We start from the raw sequence: 14,366 nt of genomic DNA on the forward strand, positions 1-14,366 counted from the left end.
CGCAAAAGCGCCCGCGCCCTGTTGCGCCCCCGTGCCGTGAAGATGGCGGTTGCCCGTCGCTGCACGGGGCGATAAGCGCTATACTGGGGCCCGATAACACAGGCTCCCGGTGCGATTTCGAGGTGGCGTTTCATGGCAGATCTTCCCAACGGCTTTACGGGCTTTTCGCGCCGTGACCCGAATTTCGTGTCGGCGGGCGACGCCCTGCGCAGTTCCCGCTATGACGACACGCCCTTTGCGGCCCGCAAGCAGGAGCGCTCTGCGGTCGGCGGCTGGGCACCGGCAGGTCCGGCCGCGGGAGCGGTGGACCGGGGGGCTGCGGGGCGCATGGCGCCGGCCTCCGATGTGCTGCAGTTCGCCGAGAGCGGCACGGCTCCGGCTGGCCCCCCGCGCTTCGATCCCGACAAGCTCGCCCATATTCCCGAGACCGATCGGCGCTGGTCCTGGGTGGAGATCGATCTGAACGCCATCCGCCACAACGCTTCAACGGTGAAGCATCGCCTGCGTCCCGGCTGTCGACTTATGGCCGTGGTAAAGGCCGATGCCTACGGCCATGGGGCCGTGCAGGTGGCCAAGACGGCCCTGAATTCCGGGGCTGAGTACCTGGGCGTGGCCACGGTGGACGAGGCTATCGCCCTGCGCGAGGCCTATGTGAACGCCCCGGTGCTCGTGTTGGCCGAGCCCCCGGCTACGGCCATTCCGCTGCTTCTGGCCTACAAGATCATGCCGAGCGTCTATACCGCCGAGTTCGCCATCCGCTATGCCGAGGCCGCCGATGCCTTCGGGCTGCGAGCTCCGTTCCACCTGAAGGTTAACACGGGCATGAACCGCATTGGCGTGCGTTGGGACGAGGTGGTGGAATTCGCTCGGCAGATCTCGTTCCATCGGGCCCTGGATCTTGAGGGCACCTTCACGCACTTCGCCACCGCTGACTGCCCTGGCACCATCGACTTCGAGCGCCAGGTGAAGCGCTTCGCCGAGGCGGTGAACGCCCTGCGGGCCGCGGGGCTGAACCCGGGCATCGTGCACGCGGCCAACTCCGCGGCGGCCATCCGCTACCCGGAGGTGCAGTTGGACATGGTGCGCCTCGGCATCTCGCTCTACGGCTTCTATCCCTGCCCGGAGGCCTACCCGCTCATCGATCTGAAGCCGGCCATGGCCGTGAAGGCCCGCATCACCGACGTGAAGATCGTGTCCGTGAACGAGGGGGTCAGCTACGGGCTGCACTACCGCAGCCCCGGCTCGGTGAAGATATGCACTCTGCCCATCGGCTATGCCGACGGTTTGCGTCGCGGGCTCTCCAATCGCACTGACGTGCTCCTCGGCGGCCGCCGCTTCCATCAGGCGGGGAACATCTGCATGGACCAGTGCATGTTCGAGGTGAATCTGCGCCAGCGCCTCGCCGTCGATCCCCAGATCGGCGACGAGGTGGTCATCGTGGGAGAGCAGGGCGAGGCGGCCGTCACCATCGACGAGATGGCCGAGACTCTGGGCACCATCCAGCACGAGGTGGCCATAGGGTTCGGCTGTTCGCGCCTGCCTCGAATTTATATATAAATTCGAGGCCTCGATGCTGCGGTTCCGACAGGCCCCCGCCTCCGCGCTCCAAAGCTTGCCTTCGAGCACAAGGCGGCGCGGACGGTCATCGGCCGGCGGCCGCGGCTTTCCTCAGGGCTGGGGCCGCGCCCTTGCCATCGCCCGACGAAAGAGTGTGCCGCCTCCCGAGGCGAACCTGTGAGAGAGGATTGCATTAATGGATATGACGAGTTCCCAGACGAATGCCGCTCGGCAGCATCCCCATATCCCCCTTGATGAGCTGCGGGCGCAGGTAGCGGCGTGCCGGCAGTGCCCGCTGTGCGAGGGGCGCACCCAGACCGTGTTCGGCGTGGGCAATCCCGAGGCGCGGGTGCTTATCGTAGGGGAGGCCCCGGGCAAGAACGAGGACTTGCAGGGCGAGCCCTTCGTGGGCGCGGCGGGCAAGTACCTCAACGAGCTGCTGGCCATCGCCGGGCTTGCCCGTGACGAGGTGTTCATCGCCAATGTACTGAAATGTCGGCCGCCCTCGAATCGCGATCCGCGCCCCGAGGAGATCCAGGCCTGCACGCCGTTCCTCCGAGAGCAGACCCGCACCATCGACCCGGAGTTCATCGTCACGCTGGGCAACTTCGCCACGAAGTTCATCCTGAAGACCGACGTGGGCATCACGCGGCTCCACGGCACCCTGCAACGGGCCGGCCGCTTCAAGGTGTTCCCCATCTTCCACCCGGCCGCCGCCCTCTACGACGGCAAGAAGCGCGAGGCCCTGGAGAACGACTTCGCCACCTTGGGCGAGCTTCTGTCCGCTCCCGACGGACGGGCGGCTACAGCCAGTTCTTCTTCTTGAAGAACAGCACCATAGCCACGATCATGACGAGCGCGAGCGTGATGATGGTGGCCGCCATGTAGGGCCAGTCGAGGCCCGGCAGCACGGTGAGGTTCATGCCGAACCAGCCGGTGACCAGGGTGAGCGGGGCGAACATCACCGTGGCGATGGTGAGGATCTGCATGGTGGAGTTCTGTTTGAGGTCGATCTGGGTCTGGTGCAGCTCGCGCAGCTGCAGGCTGTACTCCCGTAGGGTCTCGGCCCGATCGGCCAGGTGGTTCGCGTGGGCGGCCACGTGGCTGAAGGCGCGGGCTTCCTCGCGGCTCATCACCTTGTTCTCGTTGTCGGCGATCAGATCGGCCATGACGGCGATCTGCTGGTAGTACGATCCCATGCGCATGGCGGCGCGGCGATAGCCCATGATGGTCTGGGACGATACGGTTTCGCTGTGATCGAGCATGACCTCCTCGATCTTCTCCATGGCATCCTCCATGAGGGAGAACCAGGTGAAATCGTCGGCAATGAGCGTCTTCATGAGGGCGTAGAGGCAGTGCGAGGTGGTGGCCTTGGTGAGAATGCCGCTCGATGCCACCTTGGCCAGCATATCGGTGGCTACGGTGCCGTCGTCGATGAAGATGAGCCGGTCGGCGTCGAGATAGAATGACATGCGGTCGGGATCGGCCGTGGGGTCGGTCTTGTCGGGCACGGCGAAAGAGCCGATGACGAAGGAAGGGTACAGCTCCACGAAGTTCATCTCGGCCGGCTCCAGAGCCGCCAGGCCGTTACGGCCCTCCGGGGAGATGTTGGGCAAAGCGTCGAACTCGTGGGAGGTGATGACCTTCACGAGGGGCGGGCGGGGATTCGCCCGAATGCTCGGAGTGCGGAGGGGCTGGGGTTGGTTCAGTTCGTAGACAATGGCCATCATTTCCTCCTCGCGGCACCGTCGCTTCCGGTTCCCTAGTATAGAATGAGCCGCGCGGTAACCGTTCCCGTGCGGCTATCTGTCACTTGTTTGTGGCCCGGCGCTGCGGCGCTGTGTCCTTCGCGAAGAAAGGTGGTCCTATGGCCTTCGATCCCGTCGCCTGGATCAATACGCCCCGTTGGCAGGCATCGCGCTTGGGGCTCGAGCGCATGACCGACCTGCTGGAGCGCTTGGGCCGTCCTCAGGACGATCTGCGCTTCGTCCACGTGGCGGGCACGAACGGAAAAGGGTCGGTCTGCGCCTATCTGGCTCGCATCCTCGAGGAGGCCGGCTACACCGTGGGGCTGTTCACAAGCCCCTATATCCTGCGCTTCGAAGAGCGCATTCGCGTGAACGGAGCCGACATCACTGCTGAGGAGCTGGCTCGGGCCGTGGCTGTTGTGCGTCCCGCTGCCGCGGCCATAGAGACCGCGACGGGAGATCATCCCACGGAATTCGAGCTGATGGCCGCCGTGGCCCTGGAGCACTTTCGGGCATCGGCCTGCGATATCGTTGTGCTGGAAGTGGGCCTGGGCGGCCGTTTGGATGCCACCAATGCCATCGACGCGCCCGAGGTGAGCATCATCACCCGCATCGGGCTGGACCATACCGATCTGCTGGGCGACACCCTGGCGGCTGTCGCCGGGGAAAAGGCCGGCATCGTGAAGGCCGGCGTGCCAGTGGTCAGCTGGCCCCAGGAGCCCGAGGCCATGGCTGTCATCGAGGCGGTGTGCGCCGAGCGGGGCTGCGAACTGCGTTGCCCCGACTTCGCCGACCTGGCGGTGGAGCCGCTTGCGGGGGCCGGGGGCGAAGGCGTCGTGCCGTTGCGGCGGTTTTCCTATCGCGGGCGGCCCTTCGAGACGCACCTGCTCGGCAGCTACCAGCCCTTCAATGCGGTGCTGGCCCTTGCGGCGTGCGAGGAGCTGCGCGCCCGAGGCTGGGCCATTTCCGATGGGGCCGACTTCGCTGGTATCGCGGCGGCCCGCTGGCCCGGGCGCTTCGAGGTGGCGGACACCTTCCCGCTCACCATCGTCGATGGTGGCCACAACCCCCAGGGAGCCGAGGCTTTGGCCTCGTCACTTGCGGACTTGCTGGGCGAGGCGGGGCGCAGCTCGGTGCACTTCGCCCTGGGCGTGTTGGCCGACAAAGACTATCCGGCCATGGTGCGTGCCGTGGCGCCCTGGGCCGCCTCGTTCTCGGTGTATGCGCCGGAGAATCCCCGGGCCCTGGCGGTCGACGAGCTGGCTGCATGCGTTCGGGAGGTGCTGGCTGAGGAAGCTCGCAGCGGAGCGGTCGCCTCCCGCGGCGGTGTCGTGCCGGTAAACATCTGCGCCAGCCCGGCCGCCGCCCTTGCCGCTGCGCGGGATGCAGCAGGCTCCGAAGGCGTAGCCGTGGCCTTCGGGACTCTCTATGCCATTGCCGACCTCGGGAATGCGTCGGGATGTCGGTAGCTTGGGCGCCCTGGTTTCCGAAGGGGGAGTCTGCTGCACGGAAACAGGCTTTTGGAAAACGGGGCTATAGCTCGGAAAACGAAAAGCCCCCGCGGCCGAAGCTGCGGGGGCTTGGGTGCGATGCTGTGTCGCGCGACTTACAGGGAGTCGATGTAGGTCACCAGGTCACCTACGGTAACGAGACCCTCCGGCTCGCCGAAGTCGACCTCGCAGGCCTCCTCCAGGTCGCAGATGAGCTCGACCATGTCCAGGGAGTCGATGCCGAGGGACTCGAAAGTCGCCTCAGGGGTGACGGTGGCGGGGTCGATGTCGAGGTTGCTCTCGAGAACGCCGGCGATGGTGTCGATAGTTGCCATGAACTAATCCTCCTTTTGCGTGAGCAGGCCGTAGCCGCCGTCATCGCGGCGGTACAAGATATGCACCAGGTTGGTGTCACGATCAGTGTACGCGAAAAAGTCGTGGCCCAAAAGATCGATCTGGATGAGCGCCTCATCTTCGGTCATGGGCGTGAACTCCGTCTCCTTGCGGCGGACGATCTCGTCGTCGGCCAGCTCGTCCATGAGGCGGTCAAGATCCAGCTCGCTCTCGGGGTGGGCGTCCTCGTGGGCGTAATCGACGATGCGCTCGGTGGCGCGGACCTTCTTGTCCAGCACGCGGGTCTTGTACTTGCGCAGCTGGCGGGCAACCTTGGCGGCTGCCACGTCGATGGCGGCGTACATGTCCTCTTCGCTCTCTTCCACACGCACGATATGGCCCTTGATGCGAACGGTGACCTCGCAGATGGCCGGCAGCGGATTGGCCGGGTTCTTCTCAGTGTACAAGACAACTTCCGTGGATACGGCGTCGGCGTCGACGGCCTTGATGGCGTTGCCCACCTTCTCCTCGGCATATTGACGAAGGGCGTCGGTGACGGGCATTTTGCGTCCGGACACGGTGATCGTCATGATTCCACCTCTTTAATTCGTGGCCTACAGATTCGATTGGAAGGCCTTCGGTGCGTCGGTCTCGCCAGTTGCGTGACGAAAGCGCGGCGGCGGGAGGGCTGCCAACCGGAGAAAACAGCATAGCGCACTTTGGGTCGGAATCGACGGGCAATTTGAGGTTGCAGGAAAACGTTTCCCGTCCGATGGGCGCTTCCGAGCGCTGCCGCAGCTCAGTGGCCGCAAGGTCAGACGGCAGCGTCTGACCTTGCGGCCGGCAGACTTTCATGCGGCCGTTGTCTCGTTAGTTTTGCATGGAGATTGCCGTGACGGCCCCTCAACGGGTCGTTCTTTTGGTCGTCGGCGCGGGGAAAAGCGATACAATAAACAGATATATGCGCGGCCGACCCACGGGCAGCCCAAAACGAGAACCTGAGGATGTGAGTATGGAACCCACTGCGAAGAACCCCGATCCCCACCACATTTTCATCGACGAGGTCCAGGGCCATCAGCGTCGCTGGCTCAAGGTGATCCAGTTTACGAACTCGTCTACCAAGGCTGCGGCCATCATGCTCGCCGCCGCTATCGTAGCGCTCGTCATCGCGAATTCCCCGGCCTTCGAGCCCTTCGAGGAGTTCTGGCACACCCATGTGGTAGTGGGCGTGGGCGGCTTTATCGGCGAGATGTCTTTGGCCCACATCATCAACGATATCTTTATGGCGGTGTTCTTCCTGCTCGTAGGGTTGGAGATCAAGTACGAGATGACCGTCGGCGAGCTGACGAACATCCGCCAGGCGGCCCTGCCCATCATCGCGGCCATGGGCGGCGTGCTGGCGCCCATCGTCATCTACTCCATCTTCAATGCCGCCAACCCCGAGACGTCCCACGGTTGGGGCGTGCCCACAGCCACCGACATCGCCTTTGCCCTGGGCATCATGGCACTCCTCGGCAACCGCGTGCCCAACGGCGTGCGCGTGTTCCTCTCTACCCTGGCTGTGGCCGACGACATCATCGCCATTCTCGTCATCGCCATCTTCTACGGCCAGAGCCCCTCGCTGATGTGGCTGGCCGTGGCGGCGGTGGTGCTCGTGGCCCTCGTGCTGCTGAACCGGGCCCATGTATACTCCCTGGCGCCCTATCTGCTCATCGGTTGCCTGCTGTGGTTCGCTGTGTTCATGTCCGGCGTGCACTCCACTATCGCCGGCGTGCTTTTGGCCTTCACCATTCCCACCGGATCTCGCGTCGATCTGCAGAAGTTCATGACCTGGTCGGGCGACCGGGTGCGCGAGGCCCGCGACAGCTTCGTGGAGAGCCAGCCGGTGGTGCTCCAGAAGGACTACATGTTCACCGTGAGCCGCCTGTCCAGCGTCGCCAAGCAGGTGGTGCCCCCGGCCACGCGCCTCGAGCACATGCTGTACCCGTGGGTGTATTTCGCCGTGCTGCCCCTGTTCGCGCTGACCAACGCCGATGTGAGCTTCCTCGGCGGCGATGTGCTGGCCATGGTGTCGAGCCCGGTGTTCTTCGGCGTGTTCTTCGGCCTTCTGCTCGGCAAGCCCATCGGCATCCTGCTGTTCAGTTTCCTGACCGTGAAGTTCAAGATCGCGAATCTGCCCGACCATGTGAACTGGATCCATATGCTGGGCGCCGGCATTCTGGGCGGTGTGGGCTTCACCATGGCCATCTTCGTGGCGAACCTGGCCTTCCCCGAGGCCGTGCTCATCGCCGATGCGAAGATCGGCATCCTGTCGGCGTCGCTTCTGGCCGGCGTCATCGGCTTCGTGTTCCTGTTCATGCAGGCCAAGGCCGCCGAGCGCCAGGGTATCTCGTACGTGTCGGCCTTTCTTGACGACGTGGTGCGCCAGACTGCCGGGGAAGAGGCGGCCGATGTGGCCGATGACCTGGTGCTCGCCTGCGGAGACGATGACGTGGTAGACGATGTGCGCGAGGTGCTCGAGGCCGAGGGCGGGGTGGCCGAGTTCGTCATCCACGAGACGGCCCGCGCCGAGGCCGAGGAGGCGGAGGATGTGACGGGCACGCGGCCGTAGGGCGGCCGAGTTCCGTCGGTTGACTCAATTTGTGAGGGCGCTCCTGCAGGGGCGCCCTTTTTCGTTGGCGCTCGCTTCGGACACGGGGCGCATGCTTGCCGCACAGGGAGGCAGCCCTTGACAGAAAATACCCCTAGGGGGTATAAACCAGAAAACGGAGTCAGCAACCGAAGGAGCAGAGATGGAAGAGAAGGGCGAGGGCCTCGGCGGAGCCGCCTTGGTCGAGCCGGTGCGGGAATGCGGGTGCCGCCATAAGGCCACGCCGCGGTCCGATGCGTTGCAGGCCGACGTGCAGCGGCGCCTGAATCGCGCCATAGGGCAGCTCAACGGCGTGAAGGCCATGGTTCAGGACAACCGCTACTGCGGGGATGTGCTCACCCAGCTGGCGGCGGCCGAATCGGCCGTGCGGCGCGTGTCGGAGATGCTTCTGGCCGAGCATATGCGCACCTGCGTGGTGGAAGAGGTGCGCGCGGGCAACGACGAGGTAATCGACGAAGTGATGGCGCTCATGCGGCGCTTCGCGAAATAGGAGGCATTCATGGAAACCCAGCGTTTGGCCGTGGCCGTCATGCACTGCGAGAAGTGCGTGGCGAATGTGGCGCGGCACTACGAGGAGCTGTCGGGCGTGGCGGCGGTGACGGTGGATCTGGTCGGCCAGAGCGCCGAGGTAACCTACGACGCGGGTCGGATCACCGTGGACGATCTGCTGCACGCCCTCGACGACACCAACTTCAAGGTGGCCGTCATGCCCGAGGCGGGCCCGCACCCCTTCGCGGCCGACATCGCCGCCGATGAGGCCGAGAGGGCGGCGAAGAAGGCGGCCGAGGCTGCTGAGGCTCAGGGGGAAGCCGAGGTGCGGAAAACGGGGGCCGCCGCGAAAACGCACGCGGTGCCCGACGGCGAAGGGGCGCCTGCCGCCGACGGCGCCGACGGGTCCGCGGAGGCCGCCATTCGCCTGGCCATCGAGGGCATGCACTGCGCGAACTGCGCTGCCTCCATCGAGAGCCACTACCGCAAGACGCCCGGCGTGATCGACGTGGCCGTGAACCTCGCGAACAACACCGGTCGCGTGGTGTTCGATCCGGCCCAGGCCAGCGTGGACGACATGCTCGCCGTCTTCGACAACCTTGCCTTCACCGCCGAGCTCATTCCCGAGGACGCGCCTTTGGTGGACGAGCGCCGCCGTGCCCGCGAGGCGGCCCGAGCTGCCCGCGACCGCAAGGTGTTCGGTATCTCCGCTGTTCTCACCGTCGTCATCGTGGTCGTTGGCATGATCCCCGGCTGGCACATGGGGGCAGGCGGCGCGCTCGCGGGTCTGTTCGTGTCCGAGCCCACCCATGTGCAGGCCATGTTCGCGGCGAACATTCTGCTGCTGGCACTGACCGTTCCCGTGCAGTTCGGCTGCGGCGCGCGCTTCTACAAGGGCGCGTGGGGCTCGCTCAAGGGAGGCTCGGCGAACATGGACGTGCTCGTGGCCTTGGGCACCTCCATCGCGTTCCTCTTCTCGCTGTGGATCACGTTTTTGCCCGTGGTGACGGGCGATTGGTCGAGCCACGAGGCCCTGGCCATCAACGAGGGCATGCCCTATTTCGAGACTTGCGCCATGCTCATTACCTTCGTGCTTTTGGGCAAGATGCTGGAGAGCCGCGCGAAGGGGGCCACGAATGCGGCCATCGAGTCGCTCATGAACCTAACCCCGCCCACGGCCCGCGTGCTCCGCGGCGGCGAGGAGCGCGAAGTGCCGCTCGCTCAGGTAGTGGCGGGCGATACCGTGCTCGTGCGCCCCGGCGAGAAGATGCCCGTGGACGGCGTGGTGACCGAGGGGTCCACCGAGGTGGACGAGTCCATGCTCACCGGCGAGGCGCTGCCGGTGGTGAAGGCCGCGGGCGATGCCGTAACCGGCGGTACCCAGAACACCACGGGGTCGGTGACGGTGCGCGCCTTGCGTGTAGGGGCCGATTCCACTCTCGCTCGCATCGTACGGGCCGTAGAGGACGCCCAGGGCACCAAGGCGCCCATCCAGCGCATTGCCGATCGCATCGCGGCGGTGTTCGTGCCGGCTATTTTGATCATCGCGGCCATCACGTTCGCCGTATGGTTCTTCGCCGCGCCAGTTGCCCCTGACGAGCGCGTGGTGCGGGCGCTCATGCCGGCCATCGCGGTCATCTGTGTGGCCTGCCCCTGCGCGCTCGGCCTGGCGACGCCCACGGCGCTCACGGTGGGCATGGGCAAGGGTGCCCAGCTCGGCGTGCTCATCAAGGACGGCACGGTGCTTGAGACCATGGGCAACCTCACGGCCGCTGTGTTCGACAAGACGGGCACGCTCACGGTGGGCGAGCCGGCGGTGGTGGCCTGCGACGTGCCCGACGATGCTCTGCGGCTGGCCGCCGCGCTGGAGGCGAAGAGCGAGCACCCCCTCGCCCGCGCCGTGGTGGCCTATGCAGAGGAGCGCGGGCTGGCCCCTCTTCCCCCGGCCGAAAGCTTTCAGGCCGTGGTCGGCGAGGGCGTGCGCGGAGCCGTGGAAGGTCGCGAGGTATTCGTGGGCGCGAACGGCGACGGTGCCGGCTCGGTGGTGTCCATCGATGGCGCGGCAGCTGGTCGTATCCAGTTTCGCGACGAGCCGAAGTCCGATGCGGGCGCCACGGTGGCTGCCCTGCAGCGCGACTTCTCCGTGACCTCCTACATGGTCACCGGCGATGCCGCGCCCACGGCCCGCGCCATAGCCGAGGAAGTGGGCATTGCGCCCGGCCACGTGTTCGCCGGCGTGAAGCCCCTTGAGAAGGCCGATTGCGTGCGCGACGTGAAGGGCGCAGCCGCTGTGGCCGAGTTGGAGGCTGTCGCGGGAGCGGCCGGCAAAGATGAGCCTGGGACCGCGCCGAGAAAGGCCGCCGTCGTGGCCTTCGTGGGCGACGGCATCAACGATGCCCCGGCGCTCGCTGCCGCCGATATCGGCGTGGCCATGGCGAGCGGCACCGATGTGGCGCTGGACGCCGGAAGCGTGGTGCTCATGCGCAACCGCCTGTCCGACCTCGTCGTGGCCCTGCGCCTGTCGCGTGCCACCATGCGCAAGATCAAGCAGAACCTGTTCTGGGCCCTCATCTACAACTGCATCATGATCCCGCTGGCCGCCGTGGGCATCTTGGCCCCGGCCCTGGCTGGCGCCGCCATGGCCCTGTCCAGCGTGTCCGTGGTGAGCAACTCCCTGCTCTTGAAGCGCTTCAAATAGCGCTATACTTTGCCCTATGCGAAAAGTGCGGGCGGGAAGGCCCGGGGACATAGAAAGGCGTTGCATGGAAACTGCTGCGATTATCCTGGCGGCGGGGGCCGGTACCCGCATGAAGTCGAAGAAGCCGAAGGTGGCTCACGAGGTGCTCGGCCGGCCGCTCGTGCGCTGGGCTGTGGAGGCGGCGAAGAAGGCAGGGGCCGACCGCGTTGTCACCGTGGTGGGCCATGGCCGCGAGCAGGTGGCACCGCTTGTGGAGGGCGATACCGAGGTGGTCGTGCAGACGCAGCAGCGGGGCACGGCCGACGCAGCGTTGGCGGCCAAGGACGCGCTCGCCGGCTTCGACGGCGCCGTGGTGGTGCTCTCCGGCGACAGCCCCCTCATCCGCCCCGACACTATCCGCGAGATGTGCACCCTGCGCGCCGAGCATAACGCCGCGGTGGTGGTGCTCACCATGGAGCTTGCGAACTCCTTCGGCTACGGCCGCATCGTGCGCGACGGGGCCGGCGAGGTGGCCCGCATCGTGGAGCAGAAGGACGCCACGGCCGAGGAGGCCGCCATCACCGAGTGCAACTCGGGCTTCTACTGCTTCGATGCCGCCGCCCTCTTCGAGGCCCTGGCCCAGGTGGACGCGAATAATGCCCAGGGCGAGTTCTATCTCACCGACGTGCTGGCCATCGCCCGCGAGGCGGGACGGCCCGTGCTGGCCTACAAGACCGACGACGCCGAGCAGTGCCTGGGGGTGAACTCGCGCGGGCAGCTGGCCGAGGCCACCCGTGTCATGCAGCGCCGCATCAACGAGGCCCATATGGCCGCCGGCGTCACCCTGTGGGACCCGGCCACGGCCTATATCGGCCCCGAGGTGACCATTGCCGCCGATGTGGAGGTGCTGCCCAACGTCATTCTCATGGGCCGTACCGCCATCGGCGAAGACAGCCTCATCGGCCCGAACACGCGCCTGACCGACACGTGCGTGGGTGCCGGCTGCACGGTGGACGAGACCGTGGCCGTGAGCGCCCGCCTCGACGACGGCGCCTCCTGCGGGCCGCGGGCCTATCTGCGCCCCGGCGCCCACCTCTGCGAGGGGTCCAAGGCCGGCACCCATGTGGAGATCAAGAAGTCCACGGTGGGAAAGGGCAGCAAGGTGCCGCACCTCTCCTACATCGGCGACGCCACCATCGGCGAGGGCGTGAACATCGGCGCCGGCACCATCACCTGCAACTACGACGGCGCCAACAAGCACGCCACTGTCATCGAGGACGGGGTCTTTGTGGGATCGGACACCATGCTCGTGGCCCCGGTGACCATCGGGGAGGGGGCGCTCGTGGGCGCCGGATCCACCATCACCAAGAACGTGAGCCCGGGGGCCCTCGCTCTCGGCCGCGCCCGCCAGTCCGAGATCGAAGGGTGGGTGGCGGCCCATCCCATCGAGAAGAAGAAATAGGGTACGGGCCGGTTTTGCCTCGGCGGGGGCGTCCGGCCGTACTACAATAGGCCCAACCGTCGAAATCTGTTGCAGAAGGGACATTCTGACATGACCGAGATGACCAAGCGCATGGCCCTGTTCTCTGGCTCGGTAAATCCGGAGCTGGCCGAGGAGATCGCCAAGAATCTGAACGTGAACCTTGGCAACATCAAGCACGAGAAGTTTGCCAACGGCGAGATCTACGCCCGCTACCAGGAATCCGTCCGTGGGGCCGATGTGTTCCTCATCCAGTCCGTCTGCGCCGCCGAGGGCTTCGATGTGAACGACGCCCTCATGGAACTGCTCATCATGGCCGACGCCGCCAAGCGCGCGAGCGCTCGCTCCATTTCGGCGGTCATCGCCCATTACGGCTACGCCCGCCAGGATCGCAAGGCCGCTCCGCGTGAGCCCATCACGGCGAAGCTCGTGGCCGATCTGCTCACGGTGTCGGGCATCGACAACGTCATCACGGTGGATCTGCACCAGGATGCCATCCAAGGCTTCTTCGACATTCCGGTGAACCACATGACGGCCATGCCCATCTTCGTCGATTACTTCCGCGCGAAGAACTTCGACCCCGAGCGCCTCTGCGTGGTGTCCCCGGACGTGGGACGCGCCAAGGCGGCGAAGAAGTTCTCCTCGGCTCTGGACTGCGCCCTGGCTATCATGCACAAGGATCGACCCAAGCACAACCAGGCCGAGATCACCGCGCTCATTGGCGATGTGACCGATAAGATCTGCATCCTGAACGACGATATGATCGACACGGCCGGGTCTCTCGTGGCCGCGGCCGCCACGCTGAAGGCCAAGGGCGCCGCCGAGGTGTACGCCTGCGCTACCCACGGCCTGTTCTCGGGTCCGGCCTACGAGCGCCTGGAGAACTCCTGCATCGAGGAAGTGGTGGTCACCAACGCCGTGCCCGTACCGCTGGCGCGCCAGACCGGCAAGATCAAGGTGCTCTCTATCGCCCCGCTGTTCGCCCGCACCATCAATGTGGTGTACAACAACGGCTCCATCGGTAAGTTGTTCGAATAACGTAGTTCCGCCCGTCCTGGCGGACAGGCGGACGGGCCGACGCTGCGGCTCCGACAGGCACCTGGCCTTGCACTTTAGCGCTTTCCCTCGCGGCGCGAAGGCCGCTCGGCCGCGCTTCAGCACAATTCCAGGCACCTATCGGACCCTCGCTGTTTTCAGCGCCACCAGTGCGACAAAAAGATTCGAGAAAAAGTGGAAGAAAAGAAAACATTCCTGATCGTTGGCCTGGGAAATCCAGGCGCGGAATATGAGCATACGCGGCACAACGCCGGGTTCGACACCGTGGACGCGCTGGCCGATGAGCTGGGCTGTCGCTACTGGAAGACCGAGGGCGGGGCGCTCACGGCCAAGGGGAAGTGGCGCGGGGAAGAGGTGGTGCTCGCCAAGCCCCAGAGCTACATGAACACCTCGGGCGGTCCGGTGAAGACGCTCATGAAAACCTACGGAGTGACGCCCGACCATCTTATCGTCATCCACGACGAGCTGGATATCGATCCGGGTACCATTCGGGTGAAGTTCGGCGGGGGGCATGCCGGACACAACGGCTTGCGCTCCATCGGCGACAAGCTAGGCACCCGCGACTGGTATCGGGTGCGCATCGGCATCGGGCGGCCGCCGGGGCGCAAGCCCGTGGTCGATTGGGTGCTCTCCCAGCCGCGGAAGGACGACGCCGAGGCCTTCCAGCACGCCGTGGCCCTTGGTGCCGAGGCGGTGCTCTTCCTCATGGGCAACGGCCTGGAGAAGACCCAGCAGAAGTACAACTAGCGAAGGGCCCCCTTGCGGGTTAAGGCTCAAAAAGTGTGCTCTTAGCATTATTCACTGTCTGTACCGGGTTGGCATGTGGAACTCGTTCCAGTCGATGCCGGACCCGTACTCCTCGGGAGCCCCGTCATCCCGCCCGCGC

Annotated in this window: 12 protein-coding genes; 9 read left to right on the forward strand and 3 right to left on the reverse strand. The window is 65.7% G+C overall.

The features are described from left to right. The first annotated feature begins 132 nt into the window (after positions 1 to 132). Complete coding sequence (alr, locus tag F8D48_RS07450; RefSeq protein WP_151430868.1) at positions 133 to 1,557, forward strand: alanine racemase; 1,425 nt, start codon at positions 133 to 135, stop codon at positions 1,555 to 1,557. Positions 1,558 to 1,753: 196 nt separating this feature from the next. Continuing rightward, on the forward strand, positions 1,754 to 2,383 hold the full coding sequence (locus F8D48_RS07455; RefSeq protein WP_276490118.1) for a uracil-DNA glycosylase: 630 nt from the start codon (positions 1,754 to 1,756) through the stop codon (positions 2,381 to 2,383). On the opposite strand, the gene F8D48_RS07460 is transcribed toward F8D48_RS07455, so the two are convergent. Further along, positions 2,361 to 3,284, reverse strand: a complete 924-nt coding sequence (locus F8D48_RS07460; protein ID WP_170272772.1) for a magnesium transporter CorA family protein — start codon at positions 3,282 to 3,284, stop codon at positions 2,361 to 2,363. The two genes, F8D48_RS07455 and F8D48_RS07460, sit on opposite strands and share 23 nt — an antisense overlap. A gap of 140 nt (positions 3,285 to 3,424) precedes the next feature. On the opposite strand from F8D48_RS07460, the gene F8D48_RS07465 reads away from it, so the two are divergent. Further along, positions 3,425 to 4,774, forward strand: coding sequence for a bifunctional folylpolyglutamate synthase/dihydrofolate synthase (locus F8D48_RS07465; protein ID WP_151430872.1), 1,350 nt, complete (start codon positions 3,425 to 3,427; stop codon positions 4,772 to 4,774). A 137-nt stretch (positions 4,775 to 4,911) separates the two neighbouring features. Here the strand turns inward: F8D48_RS07465 and F8D48_RS07470 are convergent, their stop codons facing one another. Both F8D48_RS07470 and hpf read right to left on the reverse strand, forming a co-directional pair. Then, positions 4,912 to 5,130, reverse strand: coding sequence for an acyl carrier protein (locus tag F8D48_RS07470; RefSeq protein ID WP_028026870.1), 219 nt, complete (start codon positions 5,128 to 5,130; stop codon positions 4,912 to 4,914). Positions 5,131 to 5,133: 3 nt separating this feature from the next. Further along, positions 5,134 to 5,718, reverse strand: a complete 585-nt coding sequence (gene hpf / locus F8D48_RS07475; protein WP_135969816.1) for a ribosome hibernation-promoting factor, HPF/YfiA family — start codon at positions 5,716 to 5,718, stop codon at positions 5,134 to 5,136. 422 nt (positions 5,719 to 6,140) lie between these two features. Between hpf and nhaA the strand changes: the two genes are divergently transcribed. From nhaA to pth, 6 genes are all read left to right on the forward strand, one after another. Next, positions 6,141 to 7,739 carry a Na+/H+ antiporter NhaA gene (nhaA, locus tag F8D48_RS07480; protein WP_151430874.1) on the forward strand — a complete coding sequence of 533 codons (1,599 nt, stop codon included), beginning with the start codon at positions 6,141 to 6,143 and terminating at the stop codon, positions 7,737 to 7,739. A 181-nt stretch (positions 7,740 to 7,920) separates the two neighbouring features. After that, positions 7,921 to 8,268 carry a metal-sensing transcriptional repressor gene (locus F8D48_RS07485; protein WP_135969818.1) on the forward strand — a complete coding sequence of 116 codons (348 nt, stop codon included), beginning with the start codon at positions 7,921 to 7,923 and terminating at the stop codon, positions 8,266 to 8,268. 9 nt (positions 8,269 to 8,277) lie between these two features. Continuing rightward, positions 8,278 to 10,965 (forward strand): heavy metal translocating P-type ATPase, encoded by a 2,688-nt coding sequence (locus F8D48_RS07490; RefSeq protein WP_151430876.1) that lies wholly within the window; start codon positions 8,278 to 8,280, stop codon positions 10,963 to 10,965. A gap of 64 nt (positions 10,966 to 11,029) precedes the next feature. Then, positions 11,030 to 12,406, forward strand: coding sequence for a bifunctional UDP-N-acetylglucosamine diphosphorylase/glucosamine-1-phosphate N-acetyltransferase GlmU (gene glmU / locus F8D48_RS07495; RefSeq protein WP_151430878.1), 1,377 nt, complete (start codon positions 11,030 to 11,032; stop codon positions 12,404 to 12,406). Between the two features lie 90 nt (positions 12,407 to 12,496). Further along, positions 12,497 to 13,462, forward strand: coding sequence for a ribose-phosphate diphosphokinase (locus F8D48_RS07500; protein ID WP_135969821.1), 966 nt, complete (start codon positions 12,497 to 12,499; stop codon positions 13,460 to 13,462). Between the two features lie 192 nt (positions 13,463 to 13,654). Beyond that, positions 13,655 to 14,227, forward strand: coding sequence for an aminoacyl-tRNA hydrolase (pth, locus tag F8D48_RS07505; RefSeq protein WP_205717352.1), 573 nt, complete (start codon positions 13,655 to 13,657; stop codon positions 14,225 to 14,227). Positions 14,228 to 14,366 lie beyond the last annotated feature (139 nt).

Origin of the sequence: Adlercreutzia muris (assembly GCF_008831045.1) — a bacterium.
Classification (GTDB): Bacteria; Actinomycetota; Coriobacteriia; order Coriobacteriales; family Eggerthellaceae; genus Adlercreutzia; species Adlercreutzia muris.

Coding starts and splice junctions, on each gene's coding strand:
- nhaA (WP_151430874.1), top strand. CDS start 6,141: ATGGAACCCACTGCGAAGAACCCCGATCCCCACCACATTTTCATCGAC.
- F8D48_RS07470 (WP_028026870.1), bottom strand. CDS start 5,130: ATGGCAACTATCGACACCATCGCCGGCGTTCTCGAGAGCAACCTCGAC.
- F8D48_RS07460 (WP_170272772.1), bottom strand. CDS start 3,284: ATGGCCATTGTCTACGAACTGAACCAACCCCAGCCCCTCCGCACTCCG.
- F8D48_RS07490 (WP_151430876.1), top strand. CDS start 8,278: ATGGAAACCCAGCGTTTGGCCGTGGCCGTCATGCACTGCGAGAAGTGC.
- F8D48_RS07465 (WP_151430872.1), top strand. CDS start 3,425: ATGGCCTTCGATCCCGTCGCCTGGATCAATACGCCCCGTTGGCAGGCA.
- F8D48_RS07500 (WP_135969821.1), top strand. CDS start 12,497: ATGACCGAGATGACCAAGCGCATGGCCCTGTTCTCTGGCTCGGTAAAT.
- F8D48_RS07455 (WP_276490118.1), top strand. CDS start 1,754: ATGGATATGACGAGTTCCCAGACGAATGCCGCTCGGCAGCATCCCCAT.
- hpf (WP_135969816.1), bottom strand. CDS start 5,718: ATGACGATCACCGTGTCCGGACGCAAAATGCCCGTCACCGACGCCCTT.
- glmU (WP_151430878.1), top strand. CDS start 11,030: ATGGAAACTGCTGCGATTATCCTGGCGGCGGGGGCCGGTACCCGCATG.
- F8D48_RS07485 (WP_135969818.1), top strand. CDS start 7,921: ATGGAAGAGAAGGGCGAGGGCCTCGGCGGAGCCGCCTTGGTCGAGCCG.
- alr (WP_151430868.1), top strand. CDS start 133: ATGGCAGATCTTCCCAACGGCTTTACGGGCTTTTCGCGCCGTGACCCG.